Origin of the sequence: Nesterenkonia salmonea (genome assembly GCF_005771525.1) — a bacterium.
Classification (GTDB): Bacteria; Actinomycetota; Actinomycetes; order Actinomycetales; family Micrococcaceae; genus Nesterenkonia; species Nesterenkonia salmonea.
Genome location: NZ_VAVZ01000050.1, coordinates 1 through 17663 on the forward strand (window position 1 = coordinate 1; position 17663 = coordinate 17663).

Here is a 17663-nt window from a genome sequence, read left to right on the forward strand (position 1 = left end):
AACCGGGCAAAACTCAATGAGTCAACGACTCACACTTCCCGGGCATCTTGAGATGAGTCACCAGGATCCGATCGGTGCCAGCACTCCGGCCGCCAGCGGGACAGCAGCCAGGTTGTATCCGGCGGCCCACCAGAGGTTCTGCTTCATCTTCCGGTAGCTGGCCCGGGACAGCTCGAAGACTGCGAGCACCGACCGCGGATCGGAACTGGCTAGGATGACTCCTGCAGACCCGATGGCAACATCGGTGCCGGCACCGATGGCGATCCCTACATCGGCCTGGGCCAATGCGGGTGCGTCGTTGACTCCATCGCCGACCATGGCGACTTTGCGGCCCTCTTCCTGGAGCTCAGCGACTTTGGCGGACTTGTCCTCAGGCAGCACCCCAGCGAAGACCCGATCGATGCCGATATCGGCGGCGACAGTCTCGGCGACCGCCGCAGCGTCTCCGGTGATCATCACCACCTGCACATTCTGGGCATGTAGGGCATCGACGGCATCATGGGACTCAGGTCGGATCTCGTCGGCCAGCCGCAGAGCACCGATGACGTCACCGTCGGCCAGCACGTGGAGAATGATCGCTCCCTCACCTCGCCACTGGTCTGTGACTGACAGCTCCTTCAGGCTGTGCTGCTCCAGCAGGTACGGGCCACCGACCTCAATCACGGTGTCATGCCCGCCGCCGGCGACCCTGGCCTTGACACCTACCGCCGGGGAAGACGAGAAGTCCCTCGCGTAGGGGACATCGAGTTGCCTGACAGAGGCAGCACCCACAATCGCCCGGGCCAGCGGATGCTCACTATCACCCTCGGCCGCAGCCGCCAGCGCCAACACCTGGTCTTCTTCCCATCCCTCGACGTGGTCCACGCCGGTAACCGTAGGTTCGCCCTTGGTCAGAGTGCCGGTCTTGTCGAAGAGCACGGCATCGACAGCCCTCATGGATTCCAACGCGAGGCGGTCTTTGACCAGCAGCCCGCCGCGGGCCGCACGTTCCGTAGCGATAGAAACCACCAGCGGGATCGCCAACCCCAAGGCGTGGGGGCATGCGATGACCAGAACAGTGATCGTGCGCACCACCGCAGCATCCGGCATGCCAAGAAGCGCCCAGACCAACGCGGTGATCAGGGCTGCGCCCAAGGCAAACCAGAACAGCCAGCCCGCTGCGGTGTCGGCGATGCGCTGGGCGCGCGAAGAGGACGACTGAGCCTCGGAGACAAGCTTCTGAATACCGGCCAGAGCGGTGTCCTCCCCAATTGCGGAGACCTCGACACGCAGTCCCGAGTCTGTGGCCACCGTGCCGGCGACCACCTGTTCACCGGTGTTGCGGCGTACCGGTTTTGATTCGCCGGTCACCATGGACTCATCCATCGAAGCACTGCCGTCAACGATTCTGCCATCGGCTGGAACCGAAGCGCCAGGGCGCACGATCACCACGTCACCGAGGACCAAGTCGTTCGGGGCGACAGTGACGATATCCTCGCCGTCCACCTTTTCTGCCTCATCAGGCAGCAGAGCCGCCAGAGAGTCTAGGGCGGAGGTGGTCTGAGCCAGGGATCTCATCTCAATCCAGTGACCCAACAGCATTATTACCACCAGCAGGGCCATCTCCCACCAGAAGTTCAGTTCATGGTCAAGAACGCCGAGGGTGGCACCCCAGGAGGCCACAAATGCGACGGTAATGGCCAAACCAATCAGCAGCATCATGCCCGGCTGACGGGCCCGGATTTCAGAAACTGCGCCGTTCAGGAAGGGCTGACCACCCCAGAAGTAGATGATCGTGCCCAGAAGCGGGGAGACCCACCACACCCATCCACCGTCGGGCAGTTGGTAGCTCACAAGGTCGGCGAACATGTGGTTGAACCCAACCACCGGAATCGCGAGACCCAGCATGATCCAGAACAGCCGCCGGAACTGACCCACATGATCACCATGCCCTCCGTGGTGGTCGTGTCCCGCGCTGTCGTCATGTCCGCCATCGTGGCCGTGAACGGCGTTTTCATCGTGCTGGTGCTGATCGGTGTGACTGTGCATCGCGTCTGAGGGTGCTGGCTGGTGCTGGCTCATATGATGTGTCTCCTGTACCTGTGCATGTTCTAGGTGGTGCTGGCGTAGCGCTCGGGGTCGGCGTCGAAGAGCGGGCCGCAGGTGGCGCAGCAGAGCCAGTAGCGTTGCCCGTTGTAGTCGCGGTAGAGCCCTGCTTCTTCAGCCTGGGACTTGATCACCGGGTTGCCAGGCATGACAAGGCAGTCGGTGACCTCGGCGCTGTCCGCTGTGGTGGGGTCTTCGGCATTGGACGCGTGGCCGCTGCAGCCACTAGAAGCATCCCTATCGGTGTGGCGGTTCGCTGCATGGTGGTCACGTGCTGTCATTTTGTGCAGTCCTTTCCTTATCGTGTCGATGTGGAGGATTCAGGCATTTACCGGCTGAGGAGCCGGCGTCGTCTCGGACGGCTCGGTGGTGGCGTGTTGGTCGGCCTGGGCCTTGAACCTGCGCAACCGCAGGCTGTTCGTGACGACACTGACGCTGGAGAAGGCCATGGCTGCTCCGGCAAGCATCGGGTTGAGCAGGCCGAAGGCTGCGATGGGGATGGCGGTGGTGTTGTAGGCGAAAGCCCAGAACAGGTTTTGCTTGATCGTGCGCAGAGTCTTGCGTGACAGTCGGATTGCGTCCGCCGCAGCCCGCAAGTCTCCACGAACCAGAGTGATGTCGGCTGCCTCGATCGCCACATCGGTACCGGTTCCCATCGCCAGTCCTAGGTCGGACTGGGCAAGGGCGGGTGCGTCGTTGACCCCGTCACCGACCATCGCCACGACGTCGCCCGCATCCTGGAGGCGGGCGACGACGTCCACCTTGTCCTTGGGCAGGACCTCGGCGATGACGTGTTCGATACCGACCTGCGCGGCAACCTGCTCGGCCACCGTCTGGTTGTCTCCAGTCAGCAGCACCGGTCTCAGTCCTAGCGCCTTGAACTGGCTGATAGCCTCGGCGCTGGTGGGCTTGACCTGATCAGAGACCACCAAGACACCACGTGCCTGACCGTTCCATCCGACGGTGATCGAGGTTTTGCCCTGGCGCTCGGCGGCCTGCTTGGCCGCTGCAAGATCACCATCCAGGTGCATCGACCACTCGGCCAGCAGCGTCTCGCGACCAGCGACGACCGCGTGGCCCTTGACGACACCTTGGACGCCTTGGCCCTCGATGTTCTCGAAGGACTCCGGAGCCGGCAGCTCGCCGACCTGCGCACTGGCTCCCACGGCGATGGCTTGAGCGATGGGGTGCTCGGAGTGGCCCTCCAGGCCACCAGCCAGGCGAAGCAGTTCATCACTGTCGACGCCATCGGCTGTGATCACCTCAGTTAGGGTCATCTTCCCGGTGGTGACAGTGCCGGTCTTATCCAGCACGATGGTATCCGCCTTGCGGGTTGATTCCAGGATCTCCGGGCCCTTGATGAGCACACCCATCTGGGCTCCACGTCCGGTGCCGACCAGCAGGGCGGTCGGTGTGGCCAGTCCGAGCGCGCAGGGGCAGGCGATGATCAGCACTGCCACAGTGGCGGTGAAGGCCGCACTGACAGGGAAACCCGCCATGAGCCAAGCACCCAGAGCGGCAACCGCGACGGCGATGGCCACGGGCACGAACACCGAGGAGACTCGGTCTGCCAGCCGCTGAATCTCAGCTTTGCCGGATTGGGCATCTTCAACCATTTTGGCCATCTGCGCCAATTGGGTATCGGAGCCGACCCGGGTGGCCTCCACCACCAGGCGGCCACCCGCGTTCACGGTGGCACCTGCGACCGAGTCCCCCACAGTGACTTCGACCGGAACGGATTCACCAGTGAGCATGGAGGCATCGATTGCGGACCTCCCGGAAGTGATGACCCCGTCGGTGGCGATCTTTTCACCTGGCCGGACCACGAATTCATCGCCTTCGGAAAGCTCGTCAATGGACACTCGTTGCTCGGTCTTCTCCCCCTTGGCGCTGTGACGCAGGATGGAGACTTCCTTCGCTCCGAGTTCGAGTAGGGCACGCAGGGCGGCTCCGGCACTGCGCTTGGAACGCTTCTCGAAGTATCGGCCCAGCAGGATGAAGGTGATGACCCCGGCGGCGACCTCAAGATAGATGTGCCCCATCCCGTCGGAGCGGGAAATCGTCAGCTCGAAGGGGTGCACCACTCCCGGTTGGCCGGCTGTGCCGAAGAACAATGCGATGACCGACCAGACTAATGCGGCGCTGGTGCCGACCGAAATCAACGTGTCCATGGTGGCCGCACCGTGCCTAAAGTTTGCCCAGGCAGCCTGATGGAAGGGCCAGCCTGCCCACACCACCACGGGGGCGGCCAGCACGAGGGAGGCGAACCCCCAATAGTCGAACTGCAACGTGGGGATCATCGCCATCGCGATCACAGGCACTGAGAGGATGGCTGCGCCAATCAGGCGCTGTTTGAGGACCTTCATCTCAGCATCCTCACTCGCGTGGCGTGCCTCGGTGTTCCTGGGTTTGGCGCCCTTGGGCGCCGGAAGCTCGGCGGTGTAGCCGGTCTTTTCCACTTCCGCGATCAGAAACTGCGGGTCATAGCCCTCGGGGAGGGTGACCTTGGCCTTCTCAGTCGCGTAGTTGACGCTGGCCTCGACGCCGTCGAGCTTGTTGAGCTTCTTCTCGACCCGGTTCGCGCAGGAGGCGCACGTCATGCCACCGATCTGCAGCTCCACACCGGTGGAATTGGCCTCAGTGCGGGTGCTCTCAGTGGTCATGAACCTCTCCCTCCCCGTCTTGTTCGTCACCGGTGCCCCTGCCCGCTTGGGTGACCGCGTCGATCACCAGCGGGGCGGTGTGCACCTGGCCCTCAATCTGGAAGTCAAGGAACAACAGGTAACGCCCTGGCGTGGGCGCATGAGCTTCAAAAATAATCTCTGGCCCAGAGGTCTCACCGTCCTCGGGGATATTGCCGTGAGGGTGGATGTGCAGATAGGCCAAGTCCCCGTCGCGCAGGGCCACCAGATGCCCGAATGCGCCCAGGTAGGGCTCCAATGCGGTCACCGGCTCACCGTTGCGGGTGATGGTGATGATCAGCTCGGAACCTTCCCCGGCCACAAGGCCACCCTCGACTTCCACGTCGAAGCTATCCACCGTGGTCTCGGTGACTCGCTGGTCGACTGGCACCGGGTCGTAGTCACCGGCGACGTGCACCGTGGTGGATAGTGTCATGCCCTCGTTGGTGCCCTCTGGTACGAAACCGGCGAAGACCCGATAAGTGCCTGCCGCCTCCCACTCCCAGGGCATCGACCATGTGCCAGCACCGTCGTGTTCAGGATGTACGTGGCGGAAGTGCTCTCCGTCAGAACGCACCACTATCAGGTGCATCTCCTGTTCGTGATCGAGTTCAAACCCAGTCGCCGGTTGCCCATCGGGTCCGGTCACAACCCATGAGAGCTCGCTCTGAGCACCTGCCTGATCAGGTGCGCTCATCTCGGTGAGCTGGTACCCGTTGTGAGCCTGGGCCAGGCCCAGCTCGGCTGCACAAGCGCTGACGCTGCCGTCATCGGATCCTGGTTTCTGGTGCACTTCCGGTGTCTCTTCGGCCCAGGACTGCACGGTGTCATCATCGATGACAGCACTTGCCGTGAACCCAGACACGGTGAACACAACGACCAGGATCAGCCCGTACAGTCCGAGTCGCGCAGGGGCATTCATGTTCAGCTTCTGGAAGCGGTGTAGCCGGCCTCTTCGACTGCCGCTACCACGTCAGAATCGTCGAGATTCGGCTCAGTGGTGAGTGTCAGACGGCCAGTCTGCGCGCTGACGACGATGTCAGCCACCCCCTCGATCTCGGCGAGCTCACTGTGGATCGCTCCCTCGCAGTGTCCGCAGCTCATTCCCTTGACGGAGTACGTCCGTGTCGTGTTCATTGTTTCCCTCCATAACCTTAGTACCCATAGGGGGTATAGGTATATAAGCTGTTATACTCATTATGAAATGGGAAGTCAATACACTCAGACGAGAGCGTCTATGTGGTTGAGGCGTTTCGGTTGCCTCAGAGTCTCTGGTCGGTGGGAGTGCTCTGCTGAAGGTTCACCGCATCACATGCAAGGTCCCAGCGGAAAGAGCGCTGGCGCGTCCCGGATCCGGCGGTGTGGGGCTTTGTTGGTTCTCCTGTCGTGGCAGTGAATTGATTGGCGAAGGAGGACCGTGGAGATGTGGTGCGACGGAATGGGAGGCGGCATGGGCTGGATGTGGATCTTCTGGATTTTGCTTATCGTGGGAGCGGTGGTGTTAGTGATCGTGCTTGCGAAGGTTTTCTTTGGCGGTGCCGGTCGCGGGGTCCGGGAGGGCGGTTCGGCTCCTCCGCCGGGCGCGCACCCGCCCCGCCCCCGGGATATCCTTCAGGAACGCTACGCGCGCGGGGAAATCAGCACCGAAGAGTACACCGAAAGGTTACGGACCCTGGATGAGGATGACCGGTGAGCCCGATGACGCGCCGACAGCTGCTGGCCCTGGGCGCGGTCGGAGCCGGTTCCGTGGCCGTGGGTGGAACCGGGCTGTGGTGGACTAGCCGCGACAAAGAGACCCTCGGCGGCGGGAGGCTGGTGCAGCCCGAGGTTTTAGCCAGCCGGGACGGGGTTCTTGACTTAGCCCTGGAGGCTGCTCCCACCCGAGTGCGAATCGGGGCACGGGAGGCGAACGTGCACGCATTCAACGGGTCCCTACCAGGACCCACCCTGCGGGTGCGGGGCGGGGACACTGTCCGGGTAGCGATGACCAACAGTTTGGATACCCCGACGAACATACATGTCCACGGGTTGCACGTATCTCCTGAGGACAATGGGGACAATCCTTTTGTGACCGTGGAATCGGGGGAATCCTTTGACTACGAGTACGTGCTTCCGCAGGACCACCCACCCGGCACCTACTGGTACCACCCGCATAATCATGGGCACGTAGCCGACCAGGTCGCCGCAGGGCTCTACGGTGCCATCGTCGTGGAGGACCCTGATCCTGTGCCGGTAGCCCGTGAGCGAGTTCTAATCGTCTCAGACATCGCCCTGGACGATTCCGGCAACCTCGCCGAGGTCACTGCGCCCCAGCGGATGCTGGGCCGGGAGGGTGAGACAGTGCTGGTCAACGGTCAGCTCCGCCCTGGGGCGTCGGCGGCACCGGGGGAGCGGGAGCTCTGGCGGGTAGTCAACGCCTGCCCGTCCCGGTACCTGCGCCTGAGCCTGGACGGGCAGGGGGTGCGACTGCTGCGCCGCGACGTCGGACGGCTGCCCGAGCCGGTGGACGTAACCGAGCTTATTCTGGCCCCCGGCAACCGCGTGGAGCTGCTGGTGGACACCCGTGAGGGCACCTCGACGCTTCGGACCATCTCGGTGGAGCGCGGGAACATGGACGGCATGATGGGAGGGGCCAGGTCGGGGGACGGCCCCGATAACGACGAGCCTATCGATCTGCTTGTCCTCGAGGTCGCTGGGGATCCGGCCGAGGAGGTTCGCTCCGTGCCCGCGGGCCCAACCCTGAGAGACCTGCGCGATGAGCCCGTCGAGGCTCGACGCACCATTGACTTCGCTATGGGCGGGATGAGAGGTGGGATGCGCGGTCCCGGGCAGATGATGTCCTTCACGATTGACGGGCGCGAGTTCGACGCCGAACGCACCGACCAGCGGGTCCGGGTGGACACCGTGGAGGAGTGGACGCTGACCAACTCCAGCCCCATGGATCACCCGATGCACTTGCACGTGTGGCCCATGCAGGTCGTGGTCGACGGTGGGCGCGAGATCTCCGGGCCGCGGTGGCAGGACGTGGTCAACATCCCGGCCTTCGGGGAGGTGACGGTTCGGGTAGCTTTTGATGACTTCGGCGGCCGCACCGTATACCACTGCCACATCCTCGACCACGAAGACCTTGGCATGATGGGCACCCTCGAGGCCCGCTGACCCCGCGGCACACCGCTCCGGGCAACGAATGAGGAGCATGACTAGCGACGATGCGCACGAGCATGGTTCATACCGACAGCAAGACGAAAAGGCATCGGGCGGCCAATTCGTCACGTCAGGCATCGGTCAGGCGAGTGCCAGCGGGGAAGTGGTGCGTATGGGTCTATCCGCAGCAACGTCGCAAACAATATATAAGCGGCGAGTCTTCTATACCTGAGGCGTGTGGTGAGGGCACTTAGTTGGGACGCCGTTGCCCGTCGGGCCTATTTGCTGGACCCCGATCAGGGTTCAAAAGCATATCTAACAGCAGTAATCTAGATCATCCCTGGGCGCGGTGGCAGCCGAGGTGTATGGCAAGCGACCCCGGAAACGAAGAGAGGAAGATCATGTCTCACGTGAAGTCCATGCTTCAGGCTCATCCCAAGGAAGATCTCGGAATCGAGCAGGAGACGCTCGCGGCGTGTATTGCAGCCTGCTTCGAATGTTCGCAGACCTGTACGGCGTGCGCTGATGCTTGTCTCAGCGAACCGATGGCCGGCGAACTGGTGAGCTGTATAAGCACAGACCAAGACTGTGCCGACATCTGCCTGACGACCGGCCGGGTCCTCACCCGCCTCACGGGTGAAAACAAAAATGTGGTCCGCGCTATGTTGCAGGCCTGCCGAGAGGCGTGCCGAGCCTGTGCACAAGAATGCGAGGAACACGCCGAAATGCACGAGCACTGCCGCTTGTGCGCGCAGGCTTGCCGGCGCTGCGAGGCAGCATGCGACGAACTGCTCAGTGCTCTGGCGTAACCCTGCCCCGCATAGAGCTAGACCGACCCAGACAAGAGGCACAAGCTCTTCCCGGAGTTGGACGCTCACCCCGGGCCCCTGACATCTGGAAGGCAATGTCGCTGAGCCCCATATATGGGGATGTTGCGACACGCGGTGCATGTGTTTCATCCTCACTGTGCCGGATCTCAAGCCTCAGGAGGCTGGGTAGCGGTTGACCTCGTGAGCGGAGGCTGCGGATCTGAGGCGGTTTCGTGGTTGCTTCGGTGGCGGCCAGGGCAAGCGACGTTGCGGTCGAGGTGTCTCAAGGCTCGGGCGTTGAGCGCTACCGCAATGCTTGACGCCGGAATCAGGATGGCGTCGACGGCAGAGGAGGGCAAAAACCTACGGGCGTCTGCCCTCCAGCCGCCAGCGGAACTGCCACCACGTTTTTGGGCCCAGGCGCCCAGGGGCGACCTTGGTGTTCAGAGCCGGAGGCAGGACCTCGGCGAAGACGCCACTAATGAGACGCTCAGCGCCACAGTCTGGGTGGCCTGCCTCACGTCTTCTGAGATCCGGGTGGCTTAGACCGGCGGACCTACGCACGTGTGTCAGGCATCGCCAGATGTGTCATCGCTGATGAGAGGTGGTGGGTCTAGAGGTCTTCTAGAAGTTCTTCCATCTGCTCGATCTCGGCCTGCTGGTCGGCGATGATGTCCTCTGACAGGTCCAAAGCTTCAGGGTTCTCCCCTTCTTGGAGGTGCTGTTCTGCCGAGGAAACCGCCCCCTCATGATGAACAATCATTTGCTCCAAGAACATTCTGGAGGCTTCTACTTCAGTCGATTCCTCAAGGTCAGCGAGCTCCTCCTCGCTCATCATTCCCTCGTGGCCCATATCTTCTATTTCGCCGTCATCCATCTCGTCATGGTCCATGTCTTCGTGCTCGCCGACGTGGTCACTTTCTCCCCAAGCGTCCAACCAGGACTCCATCTGCTCAATCTCGCGTCCCTGGGCTTCACGAATATCTTCTGCTAGAGCTGTCACTCTAGGGTCGATGCCGTCTTTGCTTAGCATCATCTCTGACATCTCGTAGGCTTGCCGGTGGTGTGGAATCATTCCTGAGAGGTATTCCACGTCAGCATCGTTGTATTCCTCGGAGAGCTCTTGCGTGGTCTGTCCTGTTTCAGATGTTGTGTCACTTTTCGACTCACCAGAGGTATCACATCCGGTCAGGGCTAAGGTGAATGCGATCGCGGTGATAGACAAGGTCGATGGCGTGTTTCTCATGAGGGTCCTTCTTCTGTCGAGTTCTTCAGTCGGCCTAAATCATTCATGTGCTGTAAATAGTTCTCCTGTCACTGGCGGTTTGCAGGGCGTGTCGTGGAGGTGATCGGTGAACGAGCCGTCTTTGAGCGCTGGCCGGGGCGTCACGCTGGTTTCCATGAAGAATCTCGGTACGGAGTTTAGGGCTGCTTGGCTGACCACCAGGTGGTGGGTGAACGTAGGAGAGCTTCTAGTGGGCCTTGCCTAAAGCGCCACCGCCAGAGCCCGGCGAAGACCATTAGCGCTATGACAGTGCCTGCACTGGCGACGACCCCGTGAATTAGAGTCTCGGGGCCTGGGCGGATCATGAAAGCGAGTATCAACAGGTGTCCGACATATGCGGTTAACGCGATTTGACCCAGGAGGACTAGGGGAGACAACCATGAGCGAGACCATGAGCGGATCTTCAAACACAGGCCAAGGATGAACATTGCTGAGCCGGTACTGCTGATCAGCCACAGCGGCATCTGAGAGTGAGCAACGGAGCTGAACAGTCGTTGCCACGCTATATGGCTGGTGGGTTCACCGTAGAGTCCCACTAGGGTCGCAGATAGCAACCGGGCTCCGACGGCACCACCAGCGCCGTAGATGATCAGCCGCGTGCTCACTCGTGGCTCGGTGAGTCGTTGGCAACCCAGCCAGATCCCCAGAAGAAACGGCGCGGCCCATACGATCAGCGGGTATGGCCCGGTCAGGACGATACCCGCCAGGATCTCCCAGGGTGGGTCAGACCCTGAGACCGGTTCTCGATCGAAGCGCCCGTCGGTCTGCAACTGAATCGCAATCCAGATCAATGGTCCAACAAGTGCGCTGAGTCCGCTGAGGAGAAGCAAAGTCTTTCCGGACCTTCGCAGGAGCGGAATCGAGAACAGGATTAGAAGCGCATAGATCTGCAGAATCACAGCAACATTGTGTTCGAGCGCCTGGAGAATCAGCCCTCCCAGCAGCAGCAGAAGGCAACGCCACAACAGCGGAAACCAGGGAAGTCGAGTGCGACGGCGACGGTAGTGACGAGTCATCAGTGCTATGCCTATCCCGCCGAGCAAGACGAACAGCAGAGATGCTCTGCCGTGGGGGACGCGATAGAGCATCTCCAGAAAATCATCGTCGCCGCGGGGACCGGTGTTGATTGCAATCATGCCGATCACGGCTACACCGCGTGCCGCATCCAGGGCCAATACCCGCTGCTGGCCCTGGATGGATTGCTCCACCGGTGAGTGCTCGTTCTCAGCCCGCACGACAACCCCAGGAGTTGAGTAGTGGCCTGAGCTCAGGGTGGTGAGCCTCGGCGCCAGGGTGCCTTCGCAGTTGGATTGCGCACCGATCAGCCGCGTGACCGTTGATGAAGCGATCGTCGCAGATGTCATGGACGACGCTGTCTGATAGTAACGACGGGGATGCACCGGGTTGCAACGGGTATGGGCAGAGTGCGGGGGGCACTAAGTTCGACCAGGACGCCATTCATCTCACGATCAGGTAATTTGTTGATGTTCCTCAGGCACCCAAAGGGATCACATGTCCACGATGGCGTCTCTCACTCGAGCCGCGCTGCCGGGTCGGTTGTACAACCCCTAGGCCATCATCCAGGAGCCACCGGTAGGTCGAGGTGACATGGATACTGCCCCGCTACAGCGGGAACCCGGCTCATGAGTGCCCCGAAAAATCACTTGTGCCTATGAGTTGATCATAGGTGAGTTGGATTCCGAGGGCTTGGATCAGTTGGGACGTAGGATGGCGTTGACTTGGTGCCATCCTTCGTTGATGCCGTGAAGGCGCACCCCACCCGAAGGCGTCGCGGAGATGACCTGCCCGTTGCCGACGTAGATCCCACCGTGAGTGGTGTTGTTAGCCAAGACAATGTCTCCGGGTTGGGGGCTGGAAACGCGTGGGAGTGAAGATTCCATGCCGTAGGTGGTGCGAGGGAGCCCACCACGACCGGCCTGATTGTAGGCCCAGTTGATGAAGCCAGAGCAGTCGAATCCCGAGGTGGTCGTCCCGCCCCATAGGTAAGGCGTCCCCATCCCGGCGTAGGCAGCGCTCACGACGGAGCTGTTGTTGCCGCTAGAAGGGGCCTCACTTTGACCGCTACCGGCCGTCCCACTTCCTGATTGAGACTGATTCGAGCCGGATCCTTGTGGAGATTGCTGCGTCGAGGGCTCCGCCGACTCCTCCTGAGGCGATTCAGCGGGTTGGGGGTCTTCTTGGGGCGCTTCGTCAACCTCGGGTGGGGCCGGCGTGGGCCGCGGTGCAGGCTGTTCGGCCTGGGGCTCAGGATCCGTCTCAGACACTGGCTCTGGTGCTACCGCGGCTGTCTCGGATGTCACTGCTGGGCGATCAAAACTGACCTCGTTGGTGGACGTAATAGCTGCCGGGGTGGTGTTGGAGGCTCTCTCGATGGTGAGTTCGGTGGCGCTAACCTGCACGGTGGCAGAACCTCGCTCCAGGTTCTGATCGGCGGCGTTCGCGGCCGCACCGATGCTGATAGCAAGACCGGAAGCCGCGAGAACAGTTGTGCCGGTGCGTCCTGCCGACACGGCGACTGAGTTGATGCGGCTCCTCTGGGCTGCCCGGCGACGTACCCGACGTGGTTCAGCGGTGGTGTGTGTCATGTGGGATCTTCCTTACCTGGGTTTGCGGTAGTGGTGCGAAGCACCGTATCGAGGTCTGCAGGCTCAGACCGAGACAGGTTTCTGTGCCCTAGGGGACTGGAGGTGACACAACTATATAACAGATCAATAACTTTTATTGCATTTGGGTAACGGTCGAGGACCTGCATTGACAGCGCCAAGCTCATGGGGGAAGCGCCGTGATGTCTCTCGTCCAAGCAATAAATGAGGGTGCGGACTACATGGACATAGTGGATGACGTTAGCCTCACTCCGACGGAGGCCGTCTGGTGGCCGTTCGTACCTCTCAGGATGAAGAGATTCCGGCCTCCATGCTCACTGTGTGAACTGGTATGAGGCCTCTCGATGACCTCGCCCGGATGGGTGGTCCGGGGGCACCGATCGTGGCCACCTGGTCAGATCCGAAACGCGGACAGTAACTGCGGTTAGTCACCGAAGACGATCGGCTCCTGGGGTTCGTGGATGCACGCAGCCAGAGGGACCATCCCCGCGGCGCACCGTACTGTACTAATGGCCGCAGAAAAGGCAGGAGCGGATCAGGACTGACGCCCTGCGCGGATCGTCGCTGCACCGCGAGCCCAAAGGCTGAGAAACTCAGCTCCAGCCTCATCGTGGAGCGCGCCCGTTCTAGAGGTGAGCACCTGATACGGGGTATCAGGGATACCATCGGCGGGCCGGACATCCACGTGGCTGACCGGAATTCCGCGCCGATGCAACCATGTCGCCATCGCATAGTCGGATCGAGAGTCTCCCATCGTGAACCAACTCTCCGCAGTGATACCCCGGGCCTCCAACAAAGACAAGGCGCGCTCCGCGCCGAGGTCCTTTCCCACGCGCTGGTGCTCAATATCGGTGGAGATGATCGTCGGGTCAATACGGACGTCTCCCAACCGATGTTTTTCCAAAAGACCAGGTATCGCCGCGTCGAACTCCTGTTGAGCTTCCAGGTACTCGGAGTTGTGCACCTGCACTGACTGCTCCACTGAGATCATCGAGCGCTTCGTCTCGTCAAAGAACATCAAGTTCCCGAAGCGCTCAGCGACGAGCTCCCGAACATCCTCAGCAAGGCCAGCCGGAAGCTTCAACTTCTCATCAATGTGAACTTCTCCAAGGCTCGCAGGCGTCACCTCAGCCCAGACGGCGCCTTTCTCGCTCACCGTAAAAACGGGAGCGGAATCAAGCAGACCGGACTCTCTCAGCGGCGGAATCACCTGCTGAGCGATGAAGTCATCTGATCGCCCAGTATTGAAGATCACCGGAATCCCTCTGTTAGCCATAGCAGCTAGGTCTCTACTGATTGAGGCTATAGCTACGGTCCGGCTCACAGGAGAGGCGATGGGCCCATCCACGTCCAGCAGCAGTCCAAAAGCAGGGGAGGGGTTGAAAGCAGCAGTTTCACGGGAGGGAATCACTCGCCCTATTATCCTGCATGATCCTGGGCGCGGGGCAGACCATCTCAAGAGGGCACATACATCACACGCAAACCTGGGCGGTTCCTCGTTGCTGGTGATCGGCTTTAGCCCACTGAGTTCCAGCATAGGCAAAAGAGTGGCCTTCTGGGTCTGAGTAGACATTGAAGGTTTCCCCGCCCGGCGAGCGTTGACAACTGCACGGACTCACGGAGGCCTATCCAGTCACACTCGATTCGCATTCAGCTGCCCCCAACGCCCTTATGCCATGTGCGAGCTCTGCGGCAGCATCTCGGAGTTCGGCTGGCTCGAGGATCTCCGCCTCGAAGCCCAGGCGGGCCACGTACATGATCATCCAGTCCAGGTCCTCCCCACCCGCGGTCAGTAGACACTGCCCGTCCGGGCGCCCTTCGATGCGTCCCACCTGAGGTGGAACGAGTGCTCCTACCTCAGCGGCTGAGGCGTGGAAGAGTATTTTCGCTACGAACGAGTAGGGCGCTAGACTCACCGAATCCTGCACGTACTGGAGCGGATCTGGATGTTCTCGAGGAGGAAAGCGCCAGGTGGTCGTGACCAGCTCGTAAATGCGGTCCAGCCGAAAGGTGCGCCAATCCTGCCGGTCAATGTCGTAGGCCATGAGGTACCAGCGCCGCCCCGTGGTGACCATACGCAGCGGCTCCACGGTGCGGTGTGACAACTCCCCGCCGGGCCTGGTGTACTGAAAGCGAACCCGGACCGCGTCCCGGCACGCCCTCGCAAGCGTGACCATGAGTTCGGCATCGACCTCGCTTCCTGGGCCAGACATTGCTTCAGTGGCGCTGTGAAGCGCACGCACCTCCGCCCGCAGACGCGGTGGCATCATTTGGTCGAGCTTGGCCATGGTGCTCAGTGCAGCTTCCTGGACACCGCTTACCGTACCGCCCGCAGCGAGACGCAGTGAGAGTGCGATGGCCAGGGCTTCATCATCGTCCAGCAACAGTGGTGGCATACGTGAACCAGCGCCAAGTTGATATCCGCCTCCGACTCCGGCGACGGCTCTCACGGGATACCCCAGAGCTCGCAATCGTTCAATGTCGCGGCGAATTGAGCGGTCGGTGACGTCCAACTGCTCAGCGAGCTCAGCTGCGGTCCAAGAAGGCCTTCGCTGGAGCATGCCTAGCAAGCGAAGGACCCGCTCGGTGGTCCCTTCAGTCTTCATGGTGACCACCTTTGCACACATTGCGGACCGAATCAGTCCTGAGAACCTGTAAAGCTAGGTTCATGAACACTCGTATGGGGGACCGGCTTCTTCCGAGAACAGGACTAGGGGACTCAGCGTCTTCGGTACCCTCTGCTCGATTTGTGGAGCGCTTAGTCCTGTCAATCGGCCACGCCATGGTGAGTTGGGCGCATGCGCGTGAGGCGACCTATGCTCGCCGACGGTATGTGAGGGGGGCGCGCAGAAAACACCGCAACGAACTCTGCCACCGTGCCGAAGCTCAGCGTGAGTCCGCGATCCTTAAATCGCTCCAGCAACCACGCCCGTACTGACAGGCATTTTCAGCCACCCGGTTCAGACAGGACTCTGTTCGCAAAAGAGCACAGGTGCTCAGCGTGGGGTCATAATTGTAGTGGCAGAGGGTAACGGCCCCGGGCGAGGTGCAGCAGTTGCGCAGAAGGGAGCGAGCGTGAAGCTGCTGCATTCACTGCGGAGACGGTTCCTTCATGCCCTCCGCGCACTCGTGCCAATCCTCGGGGTGGTCATCCTCTTCCAAGTAGCTGTTTTCCGTCAGATACCTGAGGGTGCAATTCTATCCTCGCCGGGCTCCTGATCGTTGCTGCCGGCATCGCACTTTTCCTGGAAGGCCTGGAGCGCAGTGTGTTTCCGGTGGGAAAATCCATCACGAACAAACTGGTGAAAACGGCGTCGCTGTGGAAGCTGCTCCCGTTCTGCTTCGGTATCGGATTCGCCGCAGTGATCGCCGAACCAGCGCTGATCTCGGTGGCAGATCAGGCTCAAGTCGTCAGCGAAGGGCGAATCAACAGCCTGATGCTTCGGTTCATCATCGCCATAAGCGTCGGAGTCGTCATGGTGCTGGGCGCGATCCGCGTCTTCCTGGGGTGGCCCCTCCACCGCATCCTGCTGATCGGTTACGGCGTGGTCATCCTACTGACTGTCATTTCACCTCAGGAGGTGGCCAGCCTCGCATATGACTCCGGAGGGGTGACCACCGATATTGTCACCGTGCCGCTGATTGCCGCCATAGGGATTGGTATGGCTGCCTCCGTGCGTGGACGAAGTCGGCTTGGTGATGGTTTTGGGCTTGTGGCCCTGTGCGTCATGGTTCCCATGGTGAGTGTGCAGCTCTACGGCATCGTGGTCTACCAGTTAGGGGAGCCGGGGGTGGTCACTGATGCGGAAGCTGCAGCCGGTGAAATGCCATGGCTGGAGCTTCTTCTTGGACTCATGACAGTAGTCCGCGATGTGCTTCCGGTGATTGCCGTGGTGCTGTTCTTCCAGTTGGTGGTGCTGCGCCGGCGACTGGGCAACCCGATCGGTGTCACCGTGGGCTTCGTGATGGTCGTACTAGGTCTCTTTGGATTCATCGTGGGGCTCGACATAGGGCTTCTGCCGATGGGGCGCCAGATGGCCGAACAGCTGATCGCCACTGAGCAGATCCCGTTGATCATCGCTTTCGGTGTGCTGATCGGTTTTGCCACAACTTTGGCTGAACCGGCACTTATGGCTATCAGCAAAGAGGCAGAGGACATCTCGGAGAAACGTCTCAAAGCCAACACTCTCCGCGTCCTCGTAGCCTGCGGGGTGGCGGTGGGGATCGGCATAGGAGTGTTGCGGATTCTCACCGGTGGCTCGTTCGTCGTCGTCATCACAGCGCTCTACGTCTTCGCGCTGCTGCTCATGCTGCTGGCTCCGAAGGATCTTGTTCCGCAGGCGTTCGACCTGGGGGGGCGTGACCACCAGTGAGATCACCGTGCCCCTGATTACCGCCCTGGGGATCGGCCTAGCCGCGGCAGTTTCTGGACGGGACGTCCTCATGGACGGCTTCGGACTGATCGCGTTCGCATCCGTAGGTCCGGTCATTGCAGTGCTTGGCTATGCTTGTGCTGTGAAGTTCGGAGCCCTAGCACGCGGGAAGTCATCGCCACCTAACCCCCGTTTGGAGGCATGATGTCTCAAGCGTCGTGTTCGTGGTGACCCCGGATGACCAAGAAGAGAGAGCCATCACCCTCGTGGAGGATGCTGGCGCCACCGGAGTGACTGCACTGTCAGCGCGCGGTGTCGGCTCACACGCCCGCAAAACAATCTTCGGAGTGCACTTTACTGGGGCTCAGTCGCTACTGATGATGGTGGTCCCCACGGAGAAGGTCCAGTCCCTGATGGCGTGCCTGCATGATGTCATCTTTGATGGCGAGGACTCCCACGGAATCTGCTTCTCAGTTCCTGTAGACCAAGTGTCGCTGCCTGGACATTTCGACGCCACAGGGCCGTAAGGTGCAGAAGAACTACCCCAGTTCAATGACCACAGGTGCGTGGTCGCTGGCGCCCTTTCCACGACGTTCGTGTGCGCCATGAGGCGCTGTGTGTGCGGATGGGGGTGAGAGACCCCTGTGGCCTGGTCGTCGCAG

17 protein-coding genes are annotated in these 17663 nt (G+C 61.2%); 7 read left to right on the forward strand and 10 right to left on the reverse strand.

The window, feature by feature from the left end:
- Window positions 1-57: 57 nt before the first annotated feature.
- The 5 genes from FEF26_RS13840 to FEF26_RS13860 are packed head-to-tail and all read right to left on the reverse strand — an operon-like array spanning window position 58 to window position 5903.
- The gene (locus tag FEF26_RS13840) at window positions 58-2061 is read right to left on the reverse strand and encodes a heavy metal translocating P-type ATPase (RefSeq protein WP_208012936.1); all 2004 of its coding nucleotides are present in this window, start codon (window positions 2059-2061) and stop codon (window positions 58-60) included.
- A gap of 29 nt (window positions 2062-2090) precedes the next feature.
- Window positions 2091-2366 (reverse strand): YHS domain-containing protein, encoded by a 276-nt coding sequence (locus tag FEF26_RS13845; RefSeq protein WP_138254132.1) that lies wholly within the window; start codon window positions 2364-2366, stop codon window positions 2091-2093.
- Between the two features lie 39 nt (window positions 2367-2405).
- Window positions 2406-4748: a heavy metal translocating P-type ATPase gene (locus FEF26_RS13850; RefSeq protein ID WP_138254133.1), complete on the reverse strand. Its 2343-nt coding sequence runs from the start codon at window positions 4746-4748 to the stop codon at window positions 2406-2408.
- Window positions 4738-5688 (reverse strand): heavy-metal-associated domain-containing protein, encoded by a 951-nt coding sequence (locus tag FEF26_RS13855; RefSeq protein WP_208012937.1) that lies wholly within the window; start codon window positions 5686-5688, stop codon window positions 4738-4740. The genes FEF26_RS13850 and FEF26_RS13855 overlap by 11 nt, the downstream gene beginning before the upstream one ends.
- Before the next feature lie 2 nt (window positions 5689-5690).
- Window positions 5691-5903, reverse strand: a complete 213-nt coding sequence (locus FEF26_RS13860) for a heavy-metal-associated domain-containing protein (protein ID WP_138254134.1) — start codon at window positions 5901-5903, stop codon at window positions 5691-5693.
- A 286-nt stretch (window positions 5904-6189) separates the two neighbouring features.
- On the opposite strand from FEF26_RS13860, the gene FEF26_RS13865 reads away from it, so the two are divergent.
- The 4 genes from FEF26_RS13865 to FEF26_RS13880 all read left to right on the forward strand — a co-directional run bounded on the left by FEF26_RS13865 (window position 6190) and on the right by FEF26_RS13880 (window position 9265).
- The gene (locus FEF26_RS13865; RefSeq protein ID WP_138254143.1) at window positions 6190-6459 is read left to right on the forward strand and encodes an SHOCT domain-containing protein; all 270 of its coding nucleotides are present in this window, start codon (window positions 6190-6192) and stop codon (window positions 6457-6459) included.
- A complete protein-coding gene (locus FEF26_RS13870; protein WP_138254135.1) occupies window positions 6456-7925 on the forward strand; it encodes a multicopper oxidase family protein in 1470 nt (489 codons plus the stop codon). Before FEF26_RS13865 ends, FEF26_RS13870 begins: the two co-directional genes overlap by 4 nt.
- A 386-nt stretch (window positions 7926-8311) precedes the next feature.
- Window positions 8312-8719 (forward strand): four-helix bundle copper-binding protein, encoded by a 408-nt coding sequence (locus tag FEF26_RS13875; RefSeq protein WP_208012938.1) that lies wholly within the window; start codon window positions 8312-8314, stop codon window positions 8717-8719.
- A gap of 297 nt (window positions 8720-9016) precedes the next feature.
- Window positions 9017-9265, forward strand: a complete 249-nt coding sequence (locus FEF26_RS13880; protein ID WP_138254136.1) for a hypothetical protein — start codon at window positions 9017-9019, stop codon at window positions 9263-9265.
- Between the two features lie 67 nt (window positions 9266-9332).
- Here FEF26_RS13880 and FEF26_RS13885 read toward each other — a convergent pair whose 3' ends face one another.
- The 5 genes from FEF26_RS13885 to FEF26_RS13905 form a co-directional block, all read right to left on the reverse strand.
- On the reverse strand, window positions 9333-9965 hold the full coding sequence (locus FEF26_RS13885) for a DUF305 domain-containing protein (protein WP_138254137.1): 633 nt from the start codon (window positions 9963-9965) through the stop codon (window positions 9333-9335).
- A 176-nt stretch (window positions 9966-10141) separates the two neighbouring features.
- Window positions 10142-11368: a DUF418 domain-containing protein gene (locus tag FEF26_RS13890; protein WP_138254138.1), complete on the reverse strand. Its 1227-nt coding sequence runs from the start codon at window positions 11366-11368 to the stop codon at window positions 10142-10144.
- A 348-nt stretch (window positions 11369-11716) separates the two neighbouring features.
- Window positions 11717-12610, reverse strand: coding sequence for a C40 family peptidase (locus FEF26_RS13895; protein WP_138254139.1), 894 nt, complete (start codon window positions 12608-12610; stop codon window positions 11717-11719).
- Window positions 12611-13163: 553 nt separating this feature from the next.
- Window positions 13164-13904 carry a Cof-type HAD-IIB family hydrolase gene (locus FEF26_RS13900; protein WP_243730602.1) on the reverse strand — a complete coding sequence of 247 codons (741 nt, stop codon included), beginning with the start codon at window positions 13902-13904 and terminating at the stop codon, window positions 13164-13166.
- Window positions 13905-14253: 349 nt separating this feature from the next.
- Window positions 14254-15234: a helix-turn-helix transcriptional regulator gene (locus tag FEF26_RS13905; protein ID WP_138254140.1), complete on the reverse strand. Its 981-nt coding sequence runs from the start codon at window positions 15232-15234 to the stop codon at window positions 14254-14256.
- A gap of 648 nt (window positions 15235-15882) precedes the next feature.
- Here FEF26_RS13905 and FEF26_RS13910 point away from each other — a divergent pair.
- From FEF26_RS13910 to FEF26_RS13915, 3 genes are read left to right on the forward strand one after another with little or no spacing between them, the layout of a single operon-like run.
- Window positions 15883-17001 (forward strand): DUF1538 domain-containing protein, encoded by a 1119-nt coding sequence (locus FEF26_RS13910; RefSeq protein WP_279536499.1) that lies wholly within the window; start codon window positions 15883-15885, stop codon window positions 16999-17001.
- Complete coding sequence (locus FEF26_RS16290; protein ID WP_279536498.1) at window positions 16988-17206, forward strand: DUF1538 family protein; 219 nt, start codon at window positions 16988-16990, stop codon at window positions 17204-17206. The genes FEF26_RS13910 and FEF26_RS16290 overlap by 14 nt, the downstream gene beginning before the upstream one ends.
- Before the next feature lie 19 nt (window positions 17207-17225).
- Complete coding sequence (locus FEF26_RS13915) at window positions 17226-17528, forward strand: P-II family nitrogen regulator (RefSeq protein ID WP_138254141.1); 303 nt, start codon at window positions 17226-17228, stop codon at window positions 17526-17528.
- Window positions 17529-17663 lie beyond the last annotated feature (135 nt).